The sequence below is a fragment of the Roseateles chitinivorans genome (assembly GCF_050632235.1).
GTDB classification, from domain to species: domain Bacteria; phylum Pseudomonadota; class Gammaproteobacteria; order Burkholderiales; family Burkholderiaceae_C; genus Roseateles; species Roseateles chitinivorans_A.
This window is the reverse complement of record NZ_CP192584.1, coordinates 1,579,427-1,597,144: the sequence shown is the minus strand read 5'-3', so window position 1 is coordinate 1,597,144 and position 17,718 is coordinate 1,579,427. Positions and strand designations below refer to the sequence as shown.

Annotated in this window: 17 protein-coding genes; 13 read left to right on the top strand and 4 right to left on the bottom strand. The window is 69.2% G+C overall.

Going from position 1 to position 17,718, the window contains the following annotated elements; translation table 11 throughout:
- Positions 1-5: 5 nt before the first annotated feature.
- Positions 6-2,276, bottom strand: coding sequence for an aminotransferase class V-fold PLP-dependent enzyme (locus ACQ859_RS07190; RefSeq protein WP_431265194.1), 2,271 nt, complete (start codon positions 2,274-2,276; stop codon positions 6-8).
- Between the two features lie 103 nt (positions 2,277-2,379).
- Here ACQ859_RS07190 and ACQ859_RS07185 point away from each other — a divergent pair, with 103 nt between their 5' ends.
- A complete protein-coding gene (locus ACQ859_RS07185) occupies positions 2,380-2,841 on the top strand; it encodes an Lrp/AsnC family transcriptional regulator (protein ID WP_431266483.1) in 462 nt (153 codons plus the stop codon).
- Positions 2,842-3,031: 190 nt separating this feature from the next.
- The gene (locus ACQ859_RS07180; protein ID WP_431265193.1) at positions 3,032-3,715 is read left to right on the top strand and encodes a PEP-CTERM sorting domain-containing protein; all 684 of its coding nucleotides are present in this window, start codon (positions 3,032-3,034) and stop codon (positions 3,713-3,715) included.
- A 43-nt stretch (positions 3,716-3,758) separates the two neighbouring features.
- Here the strand turns inward: ACQ859_RS07180 and ACQ859_RS07175 are convergent, their stop codons facing one another.
- Both ACQ859_RS07175 and ACQ859_RS07170 read right to left on the bottom strand, forming a co-directional pair.
- Positions 3,759-4,400 (bottom strand): NrsF family protein, encoded by a 642-nt coding sequence (locus ACQ859_RS07175; RefSeq protein WP_431265192.1) that lies wholly within the window; start codon positions 4,398-4,400, stop codon positions 3,759-3,761.
- A complete protein-coding gene (locus ACQ859_RS07170) occupies positions 4,397-4,960 on the bottom strand; it encodes a sigma-70 family RNA polymerase sigma factor (protein ID WP_431265191.1) in 564 nt (187 codons plus the stop codon). Before ACQ859_RS07170 ends, ACQ859_RS07175 begins: the two co-directional genes overlap by 4 nt.
- Before the next feature lie 158 nt (positions 4,961-5,118).
- Here ACQ859_RS07170 and ACQ859_RS07165 point away from each other — a divergent pair, with 158 nt between their 5' ends.
- The 10 genes from ACQ859_RS07165 (at position 5,119) to ACQ859_RS07120 (ending at position 15,812) form a co-directional block, all read left to right on the top strand.
- Positions 5,119-5,394, top strand: a complete 276-nt coding sequence (locus ACQ859_RS07165; RefSeq protein WP_431259154.1) for a BufA1 family periplasmic bufferin-type metallophore — start codon at positions 5,119-5,121, stop codon at positions 5,392-5,394.
- A gap of 23 nt (positions 5,395-5,417) precedes the next feature.
- Positions 5,418-6,266: an MNIO family bufferin maturase gene (bufB, locus tag ACQ859_RS07160; protein ID WP_431265190.1), complete on the top strand. Its 849-nt coding sequence runs from the start codon at positions 5,418-5,420 to the stop codon at positions 6,264-6,266.
- Positions 6,263-7,072, top strand: coding sequence for a DNA-binding domain-containing protein (locus tag ACQ859_RS07155; protein ID WP_431265189.1), 810 nt, complete (start codon positions 6,263-6,265; stop codon positions 7,070-7,072). The genes bufB and ACQ859_RS07155 overlap by 4 nt, the downstream gene beginning before the upstream one ends.
- Complete coding sequence (locus ACQ859_RS07150) at positions 7,069-7,560, top strand: DoxX family protein (RefSeq protein WP_431265188.1); 492 nt, start codon at positions 7,069-7,071, stop codon at positions 7,558-7,560. Before ACQ859_RS07155 ends, ACQ859_RS07150 begins: the two co-directional genes overlap by 4 nt.
- Positions 7,561-7,725: 165 nt before the next feature.
- Positions 7,726-8,016, top strand: a complete 291-nt coding sequence (groES, locus tag ACQ859_RS07145) for a co-chaperone GroES (protein ID WP_297524612.1) — start codon at positions 7,726-7,728, stop codon at positions 8,014-8,016.
- A 51-nt stretch (positions 8,017-8,067) separates the two neighbouring features.
- A complete protein-coding gene (gene groL, locus ACQ859_RS07140) occupies positions 8,068-9,705 on the top strand; it encodes a chaperonin GroEL (protein ID WP_431259158.1) in 1,638 nt (545 codons plus the stop codon).
- A 185-nt stretch (positions 9,706-9,890) separates the two neighbouring features.
- Positions 9,891-10,565 carry a DUF1631 family protein gene (locus ACQ859_RS07135; RefSeq protein ID WP_431265187.1) on the top strand — a complete coding sequence of 225 codons (675 nt, stop codon included), beginning with the start codon at positions 9,891-9,893 and terminating at the stop codon, positions 10,563-10,565.
- Entirely contained in the window at positions 10,562-11,047 is a 486-nt protein-coding gene (locus ACQ859_RS07130; protein WP_431265186.1) for a DUF1631 family protein, read from the top strand. The genes ACQ859_RS07135 and ACQ859_RS07130 overlap by 4 nt, the downstream gene beginning before the upstream one ends.
- A 363-nt stretch (positions 11,048-11,410) precedes the next feature.
- On the top strand, positions 11,411-13,348 hold the full coding sequence (locus ACQ859_RS07125) for a DUF1631 family protein (RefSeq protein ID WP_431266482.1): 1,938 nt from the start codon (positions 11,411-11,413) through the stop codon (positions 13,346-13,348).
- 94 nt (positions 13,349-13,442) lie between these two features.
- Positions 13,443-15,812, top strand: coding sequence for a patatin-like phospholipase family protein (locus ACQ859_RS07120; protein WP_431265185.1), 2,370 nt, complete (start codon positions 13,443-13,445; stop codon positions 15,810-15,812).
- A 36-nt stretch (positions 15,813-15,848) separates the two neighbouring features.
- Here ACQ859_RS07120 and yihA read toward each other — a convergent pair whose 3' ends face one another.
- The gene (gene yihA, locus ACQ859_RS07115) at positions 15,849-16,583 is read right to left on the bottom strand and encodes a ribosome biogenesis GTP-binding protein YihA/YsxC (protein WP_431266481.1); all 735 of its coding nucleotides are present in this window, start codon (positions 16,581-16,583) and stop codon (positions 15,849-15,851) included.
- A 550-nt stretch (positions 16,584-17,133) separates the two neighbouring features.
- Between yihA and ACQ859_RS07110 the strand changes: the two genes are divergently transcribed.
- Positions 17,134-17,715 (top strand): c-type cytochrome, encoded by a 582-nt coding sequence (locus ACQ859_RS07110; RefSeq protein ID WP_431265184.1) that lies wholly within the window; start codon positions 17,134-17,136, stop codon positions 17,713-17,715.
- The last annotated feature ends 3 nt before the right edge of the window (positions 17,716-17,718 follow it).

The following is a 17,718-nucleotide window of genomic DNA, read 5'->3' as shown; positions in this document are numbered from 1 at the left end:
CCCGCTCAGATCGCGATGGCGTCGAGCGCGGTGGCGGTCCGTGCGGTCGGCCACAGCGCCAGGCCGCCGGCCAGGCTCCACGCCTGTCCGTGGCCCAGCCGACGCAGCGCCCGCGCCGCCTGCGCGCTGCGGTTGCCGCTGCGGCAGAAGAAGATCACCGGCGTCTGCTCCGGCAGCGCGCGCCATCGCGGCAGCGCATTGATCAGTGCCGACAGCGGCACCGCCTCCGGCGCGAGTTCCTCGGTGGGACTCATCCGCGCCTCGTAGGCCTCGCGGACGTCCACCAGCACCGGCTTCGCCCCGAAGCCGTCGCCCAGCATCGACTGCAGACCGGCGACGTCGAGCTCGACGCGTTCCGTCGTCCGTACGCAGTCGACCCGCGCGCCGCAGGCCATGGTCTGGTACTCGGTCGGCGCCAGGTCGTGCTCCAGCACGCCCTTGCCGATCGCGAAGGCCTCGGCGCTCAAGCGACCCTTCAGCACACCGTCGAGCAGCGGCTGCGCGCCGCATTCGACGGCGAGCGTCGTCGCGAAGCGATCGTCATAGTCGTGGCCGGGCAGCAGCAGGCCATGCAGGCCGATGCTCAGTTCCAGCGCCTTCAAGGAAGCGCCGAAGGCGGCCGGGGCGCTCTGCTCGAAATCGCTGCGTCCGAGCGCGCCCGGCATCACCGTGTCGCCAACGAAGGTGGCGACCAGTTCATCGCCCGCATGCAGCAGGTAGGCGGTCGAATCCGCCGTATGGCCGGGGATCGCAAGGCGCGACAGCCGGTGCGTGCCAAGCGCGATCTCCTCGCTGCCGTTCGGCCAGCCCAGCGCGTCGACGCGGTCCGCGAGCGCTTCCTCGGCGAGCAGGCTCGTCATCGCGTCGCGCAGCGACTGCGCCGACGACGCATGGTCGCCGTGGCTGTGCGTATCCAGGACCGCGGCCAGCGTCAGTCCGCGACATCGCATCCACTGCGACAGCGTGCCGGTCAGCTCCGGCAGCGGGTCGACGACCACGCAGCGGCGGCTGCTCACGTCGGCGACGACGTAGCAGCAGGCGCCGTCGACGGCGAAACGCGTGAGCAGCTCGGGCGCCTGCGGCGTCTCGTTCGATGCCGGCGTCTGGCAGGTCGCACGCAGCGACTCGCCGCAGGCGCGCAGGCGTCTGCAGGCTTCATCGATGGTCGACTCGGCATCGGCCGCGCCGAAGGACAGCCGCACCGCGGAGCCGGCCCGCCACGCCGGCAGGCCCATCGCCTGCAGCACATAGCTCGGCGCCGCCTTCGACGCGCCGCAGGCGGAGCCGCCACTGACGCGCAGCCCGGCGGCGTCGAACAGGTCGAGCAGCAGCTTCGCGCTCAGGCCCGGGACCGACACGTTGAGCGTCGTCGGCAGGCTGATGTCGAACGGCGCATTGAACACGACGCCGGGGAAGGCGTCGCGCAGCGCGTCGGCCAGGCGCTGGCGGCGGTCCAGCAACTGGCCGAGCGACGCGAACACGCCGCCGCCCTCGAGCGCCTCCAGCACCGCGCCCAGCGCTGCGATCCCCGCCATGTTCTCGGTGCCCGAGCGCTGCGCGCCCTCCTGCCCGCCGCCGGCCATCAGCGGCGTGAACGGCGCGCCTTCGCGGACGTAGAGCATGCCCACGCCCTTGGGCGCGTAGAGCTTGTGACCCGAGAACGGCGCATAGTCGATGGCGCGCTCGCCGAGCAGCAGCGGCAGCTTGCCGAGCGCCTGCACGCCGTCGACGAGCCAGAGGGCGCCGGTGCCGCGCAGCGCGTCGGCGATGCCGTCGAGGTGGCTGATGACGCCTGTCTCGTTGTTCGCGGCCATCGTGCAGACCAGCCCGGCCGACAACGCGTTCGCGCGCAGCCAGGCCAGGTCATGGCGGCCGTCGATGCCGACGGGGATGGCGACGATCTCCAGGTCCAGGCCCAACAGCGTGTTCCAGTGACGGAGCGCTTCAGGCACGGCCTTGTGCTCGGTGGCGCCGTACAGCAGCCGGGGCGGAATGGCCTGGCCGGCCTCGCGGCGCTGGCGCAGCGCGGTCAGCGCGGACAGCACGGCGGTCTGGATGCCCTCGGTCGCGCCGCTGGTGAACACCAGCCGGCCGCCTGGCGCGCCCAGCACGCGGCGCGCGGTGGCGCGGACCGCGTCGAGCCGGGCCCGGGCCTTCAACCCGCTGCCATGGATGCTGCTCGGGTTCCCGAACGCGTCCGCCATCACGGAGAGCGCGGCATCGCGGGCCTGCGGCAGGACGGGGGTGGTGGCGTTGGCGTCGAGATAGATTTCCATGACCGTCGATTGTCAGAATTCACGTGTGGAATTCGCGTGCAAAATCTATCTTTCTTTTGATGATTTCGGCAATTGCATTCCAAGGTTGATTGAAATGGCGAAACTGGATTCCATCGACCGGAAGATCCTGGATATCCTGCAGCGCGACGCGTCCGTGCAGATGAGCGACCTGGCGGCGGAGGTGGGGCTGTCGACGACGCCCTGCTGGCGCCGGGTGCAGCGGCTGAAGGAATCCGGGGTGATCACGCGCAACGTGATGCTGGTGGACCCGAAGCAGGTCAACGTCGGCGTGACCGTGTTCGTCTCGGTGCGGACCAACGTGCATTCGCAGGCCTGGTTCGACCAGTTCCGCGCGGCGATCGAGGCGATCCCCGAGGTCGTCGAGTTCTACCGGATGAGCGGTGACGTCGATTACCTGCTGCGCGTCGTCGTGCCGGACATCGCCGCCTACGACCAGGTCTACCGCCGGCTGATCGCCGGGACGCAGCTGTCGGACGTCAGTTCGAGCTTCGCGATGGAGGAGTTGAAGTTCACGACGGCGTTGCCGTTGTCGTATATCGCGTGACGACCGGACGCACGCGCGATCTGGCGCAAGCGCTGTCCCCGCCTTCGCGCGTTGTTGACGTTTCTATCGACGTTTCAAACGGGATGCCCACGCGTGCCCGGCCTTGTCACCAGAAGGCAGCGCAGCGGCGGCTGGATTCGACCTTCACGCGTTCCTAATCTTCCGGGCCGGACCGGCCTGGGAGATCACCATGAACATCCGATCGATGCTGCGCAGGTGCGCGCTCGCGTTGTGCTCGCTGCCGATAGTGCTGCTCGCCGGGAACGTCCGGGCCGAGGAGTACCGCTACAGCTTCGTGACGAGCCCCTTCACGACCACCGCGTTCTTCCCGCGCGCCTCGCCCGACGTGCCGCAGGACTGGACCTTCGAGAGCCGGCTGGTGGTCAGCGTCTTTACCGACGGACTCCTCACCGGCCCTGCCGGCGAGGCCGACATCCGCCGCTTCGAGATCACCTGGCTCCTGGGTGCCGGCGCACCGCCGATCTCCGGCGGCACGCTCGGCTCGCCGTTCCCTGATCCGGGCTGGGTCTGCTGCTCCGTCTATACCGAGTACACCTGGAACATGAACATCGGCTCGCTGGACGCCAGCGGCCTGCCCGCCACCTGGGACATCTGGATCAACCGCTACGAGATCAACCCGCAGGCCCAGGTGAACTTCCGGCTGGCGTCCTCCAACACCGGCAACAGCCTGTCGCAGGTCGCGGACAGCTACTTCTACATCAACGGCTCGGACAACGTCGCCCCGGGTGCGACAGCCGGCGTGTGGTCAGTCGCGCTGGTGCCGGAACCGGGAACCGGCGCATTGATGCTGGTGGGCATCGCGGTCGCCGGCCTGGCAGCCGGACGGCGGCGGACGCGGGCGCGGGCTCAGTGACCCGGGAGCGGGAGCGGGCGCCGGCGGCGCCTCGGCCGCAGGGTCACCATCTCAGCCAATGCCGTCCCGCGAGCGCCCCCAGTCCCGCCGACATGCCCATCCCGAGCACGTACCAGATCGCGACGAAGGGCGCTTCCATCTCGGGGCAGTGCAGCGAGTAGACACACGCGCCCACCGCGCCCGCCAGCCAGCCGGCGGCCGCTCCGGTCAGCACCGGCCGTGTCGGTGCCAGGCCGCGCAGCGCCCACAGCAGCCCGACACCGATCGGCAGCGCGGTCGCCGTCACGTTGAACACGCAGACCCGCCAGGTGGTGCCCAGCATCAGCGGCAGGCGCGCGGCGGGCTCGGCCATCCAGAGCACCACCGCCGCCCAGATCCACAGCAGCGACACCGGCAGCCACACGCCCAGCCACCAGCCGTTCATCCGTGCGCCGGGGTGGCCGAGGCGGAACACCACGATCAGGCCGGTCGCGGCCACCGCGAGCGGCATCGCCACCTTCCGCCAGAACGCGGCCGTGCCCATCACCTCGGCCAGGTCGGCACGGATGCCGAAGGCGCCCTGCACCCACGCCAGCGCGAGCATCACCCCCACCAGCAGCGCGACGGCGAACCGCCGCTCGCCGGTGCGCGTCGGCACCGGGCCGGCATCCTGCGCCAGCAGTCCGATCAGATCGTCGGTCTTCATGTCATGTCCTTCCACAGCCGCGCCAGCGTCTTCAATCCCCGGTGCACACCCACCTTCACCGCCGACTCGCTCAGCCCCGTGAGCTGGGCAGTCTCCTGGACCGACAGCCCTTCGACCTTCGTATGCAGGATCGGCAGGCGCTGGTTGGTCGGCAACCGGTCCAGCAGCCGGCTCAGGTCGCGGCGCGAATCGCCGGCCTCGTGATCGGCGGTCGCGAAGACCGCGAGTTCGTCGTCGAGCGGCTCGTTCAGCGCATCGTGCCGCTCCCGCCGCCGCCAGAGGTCGACCAGCTTGTAGCGCGCGACCGCGTGCACCCACGCCGTCAGCGGCTCGCCACGGCGGTAGGTCTGGCGTTGCGCATGCACGGCCATCAGCGTCTCCTGCACCAGGTCCTCGACCTCGTCCGGCAACTGCTGCAGGCGCCGCCGGAAGTACCCGCGCAGCAACGCCCCCAGGCGTTGGAGGAAGCGGTGGTAAGCCCCCGCATCCCCGTCCAGCCCGGCCACGAAAAGGTCGTGCAACTCATGCTCTGTCGCGATCACGGGATCTATTCGCGTCATGGGGTCGGAAGGTTACAGGGGCCCTGAAAAAATAGATCGAAAAATTTCCGGCACCGCTGTAACCCCTTGCCGATCGGCTGCGAACTAGCTTACGGAACGTGACGGGCAGACCGCCGCGTCCGACCCTCAACTCGCATCCAACGCACAAGGAGTGCCCCATGAAGTCGACCACCCTGAGCCTCGCCCTCGTCACCCTGACCGCCCTGTCCGCCTCCGCGATGGCGCAGGACGCCAAGCCCGCCGCCGAGAAGGAACGCTGCTACGGCGTCTCGATGGCCGGCAAGAACGATTGCGCCGCGGGCCCGGGCACCAGCTGCGCCGGCACCGCCAAGATGGACTACCAGGCCAACGCCTGGAAGTACGTCCCGGCAGGCACCTGCACGACGATCAAGACGCCCAAGGGCATGGGCTCGCTGGCCCCGGTCAAGTCCTGACCCTCCCCGCCCGTTCGACCGCCATGACGCACACGCTGGGCGCCGGCCTGGGCTTCAAGCCCGAGTTCGCGGAGGACGCGCTCGCCGCGCGCGATCCCGGACTCTGGTTCGAGGTCCATCCCGAGAACTACCTCGTCGCGGGCGGCCCGCGCCTGGCGCTGCTCGAGACCCTGCGCGCCACGCACCCGCTGTCACTGCACGGGGTGTCGACGTCGCTCGGTGGCACGGCGCCACCGGATCCCGACCATCTGCGGCGTTTCGCCGCATTGGCGGCCCGGCTGCAGCCGGCGCTGGTGTCGGAGCATCTGGCCTGGAGCCGCTTCGGTGGCGCCTATGCGCCGGACCTGCTGCCGGTGCCGCGGACGGCGGAGGCGTTGCGCCATGTCGCCGCGAACCTCTCCCGGATGCAGGACGCGCTCCGCCGCCGCGTCGCCATCGAGAACCCCACGCATTACCTGACCCTCGCCCACGAGTGGGGCGAGGTCGACTTCCTGCATGAGCTGGTCCGTCGCACGGGCTGCGGGCTGCTGGTCGACGTGAACAACGTGTTCGTCTCCGCGAGCAACCTCGGCCTCGACGCCACGGCGTGGATCGACACGATCGACGGCGACGCGGTGATGGAGATCCATGTCGCCGGCCATCGCGCCGACAGCGATGCCGGCACCGGGCTGTTGATCGACAGCCACGACGACGCCGTGGCGGCGCCGGTCTGGGCGCTGCTCGATCGGCTGACCGCGCGCATCGGCCCCCGACCGACGCTGATCGAACGCGACGGCAATCTGCCGCCGTTCCCCGAACTGATCGCCGAGCGAAGCCATGCGCAGTCGGTGCTGGGCGCCGCAGCACGCTCGCTTGAGGAGGTGCCGGCATGACGCGCGTCGCATCGCGAGCCCCATCCCCTGGCGGATCGACCGCCGAGGCTCTCGCCAGATTCCAGGAAGAGTTCTGGAGAAGTCTCTGGTCTGAACCGGAAGCCGGTGCCGCTCCCGACGGCACCGCGACGCAACCCGGCTTCGCCGTCTACCGCAACACCGTGCTGAAGGGCTGCGCGGATGCGCTGCTGTCGCTCTATCCGTCGGTGCGCCGGCTGACCGGCGACGCATGGATGCAGGCTGTCGCGCTCGACGCCGTGCGCGCCGATCCGCCGTCGGGCGGCGACCTGCAGCATTACGGCGAACGCTTTCCCGCACTCCTCGATGAGGCACTCGCGGGCAGCGATCTGCCCTGGCTCAGCGAAGTCGCACGCCTGGACCGGCTCTGGAACGAGAGCCATGTCGCCGCCGACGCGCCGGTGCTCGACGTGGCGGCGATCGCCCGGCTCGATCCCGGACGCCTGGCCGCCTCACGCCTCGTTCCGCATCCCGCGGCGCGCTGGCGCTGGTCCGCCGACTGGCCGGCGTTCAGCCTGTGGGACGCGGCACGCTCGCACGCCGCAGATCCGAATCCGCCGCACTGGCAAGGCCAGGGCGCGCTGTTGACGCGCCCGTCGGGCGTGGTCGTCGCGCTCGACATCGAGGCCGCCGAGTGCGCGCTCCTCGACGCCTGCGCCGACGGCACCTCGCTCGGCGAGACCCTGGATGCCGTCCAGGCCCGCTTCCCCGCCTTCGATCCCGGCGCCGCGCTGGGCCGCCTGCTCAATCAAGGCGCCTTCACCGGCGTCACGGAGATCCCGACATGAACACGCTCACCTCCTCCGCCACCTCCCGCTCCGGCACTGGCTCGCCCGGGTCGCTGGCCGCCCTTCGCCAGCGCCTGGAGCGCCTCATCTCCCACGACCTCATCGCGCTGGCCTGCCGCTTCAGCATCGCCGGCGTGTTCTGGCTGTCCGGCCGGACCAAGGTCGAGGGCTGGTTCACGCTGACCGACACCACCTTCCTGCTGTTCCGCCAGGACTACGCGCTCCCGCTGATCCCGCCGGAATGGGCGGCCTACCTGGCCACCGGCGCGGAGCATCTCCTCCCCGTTCTCCTCGTGCTGGGGCTGTTCACCCGCGTGGCGGCGCTCGGCGTGCTGGGGATGACGGCAGTGATCCAGACCTTCGTCTATCCGTCGGGCTGGCCGACCCACCTGACCTGGGCGGCGCCCATGCTTTACCTGCTGGGCCGCGGGCCGGGGCGGTGGTCGCTGGACCATGTCGTCGGCTGGGGTCTTGAGCGTCGCCCTTGAAACGTCAACACCCGTCCATATAATCTCCCTGCTAGCACTCGCGATGGTCGAGTGCTAACAAGCCCCACGGCCCGGTCGCGGGGCTTACTTCTTGTGAAGGGCTGGCCGGTGCGATGAGCGCACGGCGGGTCCTTGAAGCAAGTCTGCATTAGTCAAGGAGATCTGATGAAACTGCGTCCTCTGCACGATCGCGTGATCGTTAAGCGCCTGGAAAACGAAACCAAGACGGCCTCCGGCATCGTCATCCCCGACAACGCCGCCGAGAAGCCCGACCAGGGTGAAGTGCTGGCCGTCGGCCCGGGCAAGCGCAACGACAAGGGTGAGTTCATCGCCCTGAACGTCGCCGTCGGCGACCGCGTCCTGTTCGGCAAGTACAGCGGCCAGACCGTCAAGGTCGACGGCGACGAGCTGCTCGTCATGCGCGAAGAGGATCTGTTCGCCGTCATCGCCAAGTAATCGGCGACCGCGACAGACTTTCATCCAGATAAAGATTTCGGAGAGATACACATGGCAGCAAAAGACGTTGTCTTCGGCGGCGAGGCCCGTGCCCGCATGGTCGAAGGCGTGAACATCCTGGCCAACGCGGTCAAGGTCACGCTGGGCCCCAAGGGCCGTAACGTGGTGCTGGAGCGCTCGTTCGGCGCCCCCACCGTCACCAAGGACGGTGTCTCGGTCGCCAAGGAGATCGAGCTCAAGGACAAGCTGCAGAACATGGGCGCCCAGATGGTCAAGGAAGTCGCTTCCAAGACCTCGGACAACGCCGGTGACGGCACCACCACCGCCACGGTCCTGGCCCAGGCCATCGTCCGCGAAGGCATGAAGTACGTGGCCGCCGGCATGAACCCGATGGACCTGAAGCGCGGCATCGACAAGGCGGTCACCGCCCTGGTCACGCAGCTGAAGGCGGCCTCCAAGGCCACCACGACCTCCAAGGAAATCGCCCAGGTCGGCACCATCTCCGCCAACTCCGACGCGGACGTCGGCGAGATCATCGCCAAGGCGATGGACAAGGTCGGCAAGGAAGGCGTGATCACCGTCGAAGACGGCAAGAGCCTGGACAACGAGCTCGACATCGTCGAAGGCATGCAGTTCGACCGCGGCTACCTGTCGCCGTACTTCATCAACAACCCGGAAAAGCAGTCGGCGATCCTGGACAACCCGTTCGTCCTGCTCTACGACAAGAAGATCTCGAACATCCGCGATCTGCTGCCGACCCTGGAAGCCGTCGCGAAGTCGGGCCGTCCGCTGCTGATCATTGCCGAAGAAGTCGACGGCGAAGCGCTGGCGACCCTGGTCGTCAACACGATCCGCGGCATCCTGAAGGTCGTCGCCGTGAAGGCCCCGGGCTTCGGCGACCGCCGCAAGGCGATGCTGGAAGACCTGGCCATCCTGACCGGCGGCAAGGTCATCGCCGAGGAAGTCGGCATGTCGCTGGAGAAGGTCACGCTGGCTGACCTGGGTCAGGCCAAGCGCGTCGAAGTGGGCAAGGAAAACACCACCGTCATCGACGGCAACGGCTCCAACGACGACATCCAGGCGCGCGTCAAGCAGATCCGCGTCCAGATCGAGGAAGCCACCAGCGACTACGACCGCGAGAAGCTGCAAGAGCGCGTGGCCAAGCTGGCCGGCGGCGTCGCCGTCATCAAGGTCGGTGCCGCCACCGAAGTCGAGATGAAGGAAAAGAAGGCCCGTGTCGAAGACGCGCTGCACGCCACCCGTGCCGCCGTTGAAGAAGGCATCGTGGCCGGCGGCGGCGTCGCGCTGCTGCGCGCCCGTCAGGCCGCTGGCGCCATCAAGGGCGACAACGCCGACCAGGACGCCGGCATCAAGCTGATCCTGAAGGCCATCGAAGCCCCGCTGCGCGAGATCGTCTACAACGCCGGCGAAGAATCGTCGGTCGTCGTCAACACCGTGCTGGCCGGCTCCGGCAACCACGGCTACAACGCGGCCAACGGCACCTACGGCGACATGATCGAGATGGGCATCCTGGACCCGACCAAGGTGACCCGCACCGCGCTGCAGAACGCCGCGTCCGTGGCCTCGCTGATGCTGACGACCGAGTGCATGGTCGCCGAAGCGCCGAAGGACGAGTCCGCCGGCCCGGCCATGCCCGGCGGCATGGGCGGCATGGGCATGGACATGTGATGTCCGCCTGAGCCCGGCGCAAGGCCCTCGGGCCGCGCGCCATCGCTCTGCAAAGGGGTCGCTTCGGCGACCCCTTTTTCATTTCCGTGCAGCAGACCCTTCCTGTCTTGACTTGAGGCGAACCGGGACACGCTCCCCGTGTACCCAGACCGCCAAGCGCCCTCGCGGCGGGCAACCTGTCACACATGATGGTCCAAGCGTCATCGCCTTCCCTCGCGTTCCTGATCGACCAGACCCTGGCCGAGGTCCCCACCTTGGCGCATGCGGTGTACAACGGCCTGCAGGACGAACTCAAGGATCGCCTCGAGCATCAGTACCTGCTGGACGGCTGGAACAAGCACCGGGGCCGCTTCGTCGCCGATCTCGAGGGCTCGCTCTCGCAATCGCTCCTGATCGCCCGCACGGGTGGCACGCCACGGCCTCACCAACGTCCGCCACAGCGGGACGGTGAACTGTCCTTGAGCCTCGTCGACGACGCGCAAGTCCTGAAGGATGTCGCGATTGCCCATGTGACCCAGGCGATCGAGGATCACTCCCGGGCCGAGTTGCACCAGTTGGGCAACTTCTTCGCCGCCTTGCGCGGCATTGCCCGTCCGCTGAAGAACGACAACCCGTTGCGGGCCTCGTTGTTCGCACAGGCGCTGGCGCGCACGATCGACGGCGTGCCTCTCGACGCCGACAGCCGCTACGCCCTGATGCGCATGGCTGCGCAACCGCTGACGACCAGCTTGCACCGCCTCTACGCCTCGCTCTGCCAGCGCCTGAGAGCCGCCCGGTTGAGCAGCCTGCTGATCAGCCACGGCTCACCGAGCAAGGGGCAGCGCGGCGCGAGCGTCAGTGGAGCAAGGTGCCAGACATGACGGTGCAGCACGCGACATCGGGTCCGGGCGCCCTGTCCGCGTCATCGCTTCCGCGGTCCGCTCCGCAGTCCGCCGAGGCCATGCGCGATCGCGAACAGCACCGCCAGGCTTGGCTGCTGATGCTGCGACACCGACTGCAGCGCCAACTCGACAACGCCGATGCCGGCAAGCTGATACGGCGCTTCCTGCTCGGTCCCTGGGCCGAGGTCATCGCTCGCGTCATGGTCCAGCACGGAGAAGAGGCGCCGGAGACGCGGGCCTGCCTGGAACTCGTGACCACCTTGCTCCACAGCGTGTCGCCGCAGCCGGACGACGCGGCCCGTGAGCGCCTGAGGGCCCAGTTGCCCCGCCTGATCGATGCGCTGAACCGGGGCATGGATGTCATCGCGATGCCGCCGACCGAGCGAAGGACCTTCCTCGACGCGCTGATGCGCCGGCATGCTCGCGCGCTGCATCTGCCTGGATGCTTGATGGCCCGCTGAGCGGGACACGCCCGTTCGCATGGCGTCGGCTTGTTGCGTTCCGATACGAAGTAAGCTTCACGCTGCCGATCTCCGGGGACGCCAATCGCCCAGAATCGTTCTGGCCGCCGGTCCGGTCCCGCCGTCACCATCGGGCTTTCCCCAGGTCGCACGTCCCCGTGCCCCAGGGGATGTCACCTGAATGAGGGGCGACCATAATGCGGCTGACAACTTGTCACAAATGATGGTCCAAGCGTCTTCGCCCTCCCTGCAGTCCCTGCTCGACGACATGCTCGCGCATGTGCCTTCGTTGGCGCACGCGGTGTACAACGGCCTGCAGGACGAGCTCAAGAGCCGGCTCGAACATCACCAGCTGCTGGCCGGCTGGTCCAAGCGGCGTGCGAGCTTCGCGGCCGACTTCGAAGGCTCCCTCACCATGCTGCTCAAGATCGCCCGCGACGGCGGCGATCCGCTGCAACGGGAGAAGCCGGCCCCCAGCGCGGCAACGATTTCTCCCTGAGTCTCGTGGACGAGGGCCAGGCGCTGAAGGACGTCGCGATCTCGCATGTGATCACCGCGATCGAGGATCAGTCGCGGGCCGAACTGCACCAGCTGAGCAACTTCTTCGCCGCGCTGCGCGGCATCGCACGCCCGCTGAAGAACGACAACCCGCTGCGGGCCGCCTTGTTCGCGCAGGCCCTGGCGCGCGCCATCGAAGGCGTGGACCTCGACGCCGACGGCCGGTATGCGCTGATGCGCCTGGCCGCGCATCCGCTGGCGATCCGGCTTCAACCGATCTACACCCTGCTCTGCCAGAGCCTGAGACAGGCCCAGTTGAGCGGCATGCTGACCAGCCACGGCTCGGCGATCAAGGAATCGGAACTGCGACTGCGCCAGTTCAAGACGCTCACCGACACGCCGACGCAGAACGCCACGCTGGATCAGGTCGCCATGAAGCTGGACCTGATGAACACGCGCGCCGCCGAGCTCGGGCCGGCCCGCGCCGCGACGTCGCCCTCACCCGCCGGGGCACTGGGCGCGCCGCCACCGAAACTGGGGCCGGGCACCGGGGCGCCCGGCACGGACCTGCTGTCGCGCCTGTACGACCAGATCCTGGCCGACGACAGCCTGCAGCCGCCGCTCAAGGTGCTGATGGGCCGGCTGCAGGTCGCAATCGTGCGCCTGTCCAAGGCCGATCCGACGCTGCTGCGCCGCCAGGACCATCCGACCTGGCAGCTGCTGAACCGGCTGGCCGCGCATGGCGCGGGCTTCCAGCGCAGCGACGATGCCGAACTGAAGGCCTTCCTGCAGTTCCTGGAACGCGTGATCCAGCCGCTGCTGGACAGCGCGCATCCGTCCGCCCTGCAGTTCCAGCAGACGCTGACCGAAGTCGACTCCCACATCCGCGCGCAGGCCGAGGCCCGCGGCCAGCGCAGCGCGGTGGCGCTCGAGCGCCTGGACCGCGAGCAGCGCCGCCAGGAATGGCAGCGGATGCTGCGCGACCAGCTGCAGCATCAGCTCGACGACGCCCAGGCCGGCAAGCTGATGCGCCGCTTCCTGCTCGGCCCCTGGGTCGAGGTGATCGCGCAGGCGATGGTCCAGCACGGCCGGGACGCGTCGGAGCCGCAGACCTACATCGAGCTCGTGGACGCGCTGCTGCACAGCGTCTCGCCGCAGCCGGACGAGGCCGCCCGCCAGCGCCTGCGCAGCCAGTTGCCGGAGCTGGTCCGCGCGCTGGACCGCGGCATGGACGCCATCGCGCTGCCGGCCATGCAGCGGCAGGCCTTCCTCGACGAGCTGATGCGTCAGCACGGTCGCGTGCTGCGCGGACAACCGGCGGTCGAGGAAGCCTTGCCGGCCGCGCCCTCGCTGCGCCGTCCGGCGCAGACGCCCGAGGAACTGCTGCAGCAGCTGCTCGACGAACGCGAATCGCAGCTGCCCTCGCGCTGGGCCCACGAGCGCGTCGACCGCGGGCAGTTGCCGACGGTGCCGGTGGCGCTGTACAGCGAGGAGCACTCGCCCCACGCGCATGCCGCGCTGCAGGACTGGATCGCCGGCGTGCACATCGGCGGCTGGTACCACCTCTTCCACCGCAGCGAATGGATCACCGCGCAGATCGCGTGGATCAGCGACAGCCGCCAGATGTTCCTGTTCATCGGGCAGGTGGCGGACGAGCGCCATTCGGTCACCCGCGGCGCGCTGGAACAGCTGGTGGCCAACGGCCTGATCACGCAGCTGGAAGACCAGCCGCTGCTGCAGCGCGCGATCGGCACGCTGATGCTGGACCTGGACCGCGCGCCGCACAACGGCAACGATCACTGACGGACGCCGCCGGTTCGATATCGAACCGGTTCGGGTCACAATGCGCCCGCCTCGCGCGCTTGCCGCGGGGCTGTCCCGCAGCCCGATGTCCGCCGTGTCCCGAGATCCCCGCGCCCTTCCCCGCGTCCTTACCCACGCAGTTGCCCGCGCACTTGCCCGCGTCAGCCGCCACTGCCGGCTGACGCTGTTCGTCGCATGGGTCGCGCTGACCACGCCCGCCGTGCTGCCCGCGCAGACGGTGCCGCCCAATCCCCCGCCCGGTCCGGTGGCGACGCCCTCGGCCGACCAGGCCCAGAGGCCCAAGCTCGGCCTGGTGCTGTCGGGCGGCGGCGCGCGCGGCCTGGCGCACGTCGGGATCCTGAAGGTGCTCGAGCGCGAACGCATCCCCGTCGACATCGTCACGGGCACCTCGATGGGCGCGATCATCGGCGGCCTCTACGCCAGCGGCATGACGGCCGACGACCTCGACCGCGAACTGTCGAGGATCGCCTGGGACCGGCTGTTCGCGAGCCGCGTCGACCGCCAGGACCTCTCGCAGCGCCGCAAGGAGGAAGACTTCGAGTTCTCCGCGACGATCGAGTTCGGCCTGCGCGACGGCGAGGTCCGCGTCCCCACCGGCACGCTCTCCAGCCGCGGGCTGGAAGCCCTGCTGCGCCGGCTGACGCTGCCCGTGCGCGACGTCCACCGCTTCGACCGCCTCCCGACGCCGTTCCGCGCCGTCGCCACCGACATGGAGAACGGCCGCGAACGCATCCTCGCCGAAGGCGACCTCGCCCTGGCGCTGCGTTCCAGCATGAGCGTGCCCGGCGTGTTCGCGCCGGTCGAATGGGAGGACCGCATCCTCGGCGACGGCGGCCTGGTCAACAACCTGCCGGTCGACGTCGCCCGCGAGATGGGCGCGACCCGCCTGATCGCGGTGAACGTCGGCACGCCGGTGGGCGGGCGCGAGACGCTGAACTCGCTGCTCGGTCTGACCGCGCAGATGATCAACATCCTGACCGAGCAGAACGTGCAGCGCTCCATCGCCGGCATGTCCGCCGGCGAGGACCTGCTGATCACGCCCAAGCTGGGTGCGCTGACCTCCGGCGACTTCGACAAGGTCCGCGACCTGATCCGCGCCGGCGAGGAAGCCGCCGAGGCGATGCTGCCGCAGCTGCGCGCCTACGCCGTCGACGAGCGGACCTACACGGCGTGGCAGATCGCGCGCATCGGCACCAAGGCGCCGGGCGTGTTCATCGCGGCGGTGAAGATGGAAGGCTCCGACAACACCAACCCGGAGCGCTTCCGCAGCCAGCTCGAGTCCAAGCCGGGCCAGCCCTTCAACAACGAGACGGCGGAGCGCGACATGCGCTTCCTGTCCTCCAGCGGCGACTACAACCGGGTCGACTATCACGTCGAGCAGCGTCCCGAGGGCGAGACGCTGGTCTTCAACATGGAAGACAAGCCCTGGGGGCCGAACTACTTCCGCGTCGGGATGGATCTGTCGACCGACTCGGGCGGCGACAGCTTCTTCAACCTGCGCCTGAGCCACAACCGCCACTGGCTGACCGACAAGGGCACCGAGTGGCGCAACCAGATCACGATCGGCGAGACCCCGCGGCTCTATACCGAGCTGTACCACCCGCTGGGCCTGAAGCTGGGCGTGGCCGACGACTGGTTCGCCAGCGCCTGGGCCGAGGCCAACCAGCGCAAGCAGATCGTCTATGACGACAACGACCCGGACAACGCCAGCGTGGGCCAGGCGCGGCTGGTGCGGCGCGACGCGTCGGTCGGCCTGGACCTGGGCCAGCCGTGGGGGCGCTGGGGCGAGGTGCGGCTGGGCGTCATCACCCAGATCCGCCATGCGAAGCCCGACCTGATCACACTGCTCACGCCGGAGATGGGCAAGCTGCGCTGGACCAGCTATGAGCGCGGCTTCCGGCTCCGGACCGTCGTCGACCAGCTGGACTACGCGAATTTCCCGCAGCACGGCTACCGCTTCACCGTCGAGGCGCAAGGCGGCCGCCAGGACAACCGCAACCTCAACAGCGGCCGCTTCCTGCGGCTGAACACCGACGGGAACGTGGTGCGCAGCTTCGGCGGACACACGGTCAGCCTGTACGCGCGCGCCGTGGCGTCGCAGCAGCCCGACGACACCGGGCTGGGCGGCTACACGCTGGGCGGGTTCCACCAGCTGTCGGGCTACAACCCGAACCAGCTCAGCGGCAACTCGCTGCTGTTCACGCGGGCGACCTACTACCGGCGCCTGAACGACCAGCCCTTCCTGTCGCGCGGCTTCTTCATCGGCGGCACGCTCGAGGCGGGCAACACCTGGCTCTCGCACCGCGACATCAGCGTCAAGGACATGCGCTACGCGAGCAGCGTCTTCCTGGGTTCGGACACGGGACTGGGACCGCTGTACGTCGGCATCGGCTACGCGCCGCGAGGCGGCACCGCGTTCTACGTGTTCATCGGCCGGCCTTGAACGACGTCGCCGGCCCGGGGCCGGCGACAGGCGGGGTCAGGGCTTGTCGGCGGCGTCGTCCGAGGCCGCGTCGTCCTCTGAGCCGTCCTCCGAAGCGTCGTCCGATGCTTCGTCGTCTTCGTCACCCTCGTGATCCTCGCTGTCCGGCACGCGCGGCTCGGCGTGCGCCCAGTCGTAGATCACCTCGGCCACGTCTTCCAGGCCCTGCTTGCTCAGCGCCGAGAACAGCGTGACGCCGATGTCGGAATCCTCCGTCGCCAGCACGCCGAGGTCCTTCTGGACCTGCGCCAGGATGGCGGCGCCTTCCTTGCGGTTGAGCTTGTCCGCCTTGGTCAGCACGACCAGCAGGCTGACCTCGCCGGCGGTGACGCGATCGGAGACGTATTCGAGCAGCTGCTTGTCGAGGTCGGTCAATCCCAGGCGGGAGTCCACCATCAGCACCACGCCCGACAGCTCCTCGCGCTGGCCGAGGTAGTCGGCCATGACACGCTGCCAGCGCAGCTTGGCGTCGCGCGCCACGGCGGCATAGCCGTAGCCGGGCAGGTCGGCGAACAGCGCGGTGGGCGCGTCGCGCGGGCCCACCGCGAACAGGTTGATGTGCTGCGTGCGGCCCGGCGTCTTCGACGCGAAGGCCAGGCGCTTCTGCTGCGCCAGGGTGTTGACCGCCGTCGACTTGCCGGCGTTGGAACGGCCGACGAAGGCGATCTCCGGCAGGCCGCGCGGGGCCAGGACTTGCGCGCGTGCTTCGCCCGCGCCGACGTCCTCGCCGATCGCCTCTGATTCCTGGGCGTCTTCCGGGTCGGCTTCCGGGGCGCCAACGTCGGCGTCCTCGTCGAGCAACGCCTCGTCGAACCCGGCGGCCTCGGCTTCGGCCAGTGCCGCCTCCTCGCGCGCCCGCGCCTCACCCGGCAGCACACCGTCGACCGGCAGGTGCTTGAGCTGGCTGGCGGTGGTCAGGAAGCGCGCGGTATGCGTCCAGGCCAGCGCACGCTTACCGGGAGTCATCGGCTCGGCGCCGGCGGTCTTCTTCACCGGCGGGGGCAGGCCTTGCGCCTTCGCCTTTTCGGCGTTCTTCGCGCGGGCCTTCGCGGCCGCGCGCATACCCGTTTTCCCGGGGCCCTGCTTCTTCTTTGACGCTCCAGCGCGTCCCGCGCCACGGCCTGCGGGTTTCCCTGGGGCCGCCGGGGCGGGTTTCTTGTTGGAATCGGTCATCGGGCTGCGCGGGCTCTAAAGAGGTGCATTGTAAGATCCTGCGGTTGCGCTCACCCAACCCTCAACATTCATGAAGACTGCCGCTTTCTTGTTGTCGAGCATGGTTTTGATGTCCGGCGCCGCCAACGCCAATGAACCCACCGCAGCGGCCAAGCCCGATCTGACCAAGGGCCAGGCCATCAGTTCGCAAGTCTGCGCCGCCTGCCATACGGCGGACGGCAGCCGCGGCAGCCCCGCCAACCCCATCATCGCCGGCCAGCACGCCGACTACCTCGCCAAGCAATTGCACGAGTTCAAGTCGGGCAAGCGCAAGAACGCGGTGATGTCGGGCATGGCGGCGCCGCTGACGGACGACGACATCCGCAACGTCGCCGCGTTCTACGCCAGCAAGGGCTCCAAGCCCGGCTTCGCGAAGAACAAGGAGCTGATCACCCTGGGCGAGAAGATCTACCGGGGCGGCATCGCCGACAAGCAGGTGCCCGCCTGCGCCGGCTGTCACAGCCCCAACGGCGCCGGCATCCCGGCGCAGTACCCGCGCCTGGGCGGCCAGCACAGCGACTACACCGAGGCCCAGCTGACGGCGTTCCGCGCCGGCGGCCGCCCCAACAGTCCGCAGATGCTGGCGATCGCCGCCAAGATGAGCGACCGCGAGATCAAGGCGGTCTCCGACTACATCGCCGGCCTGCGCTGAGCG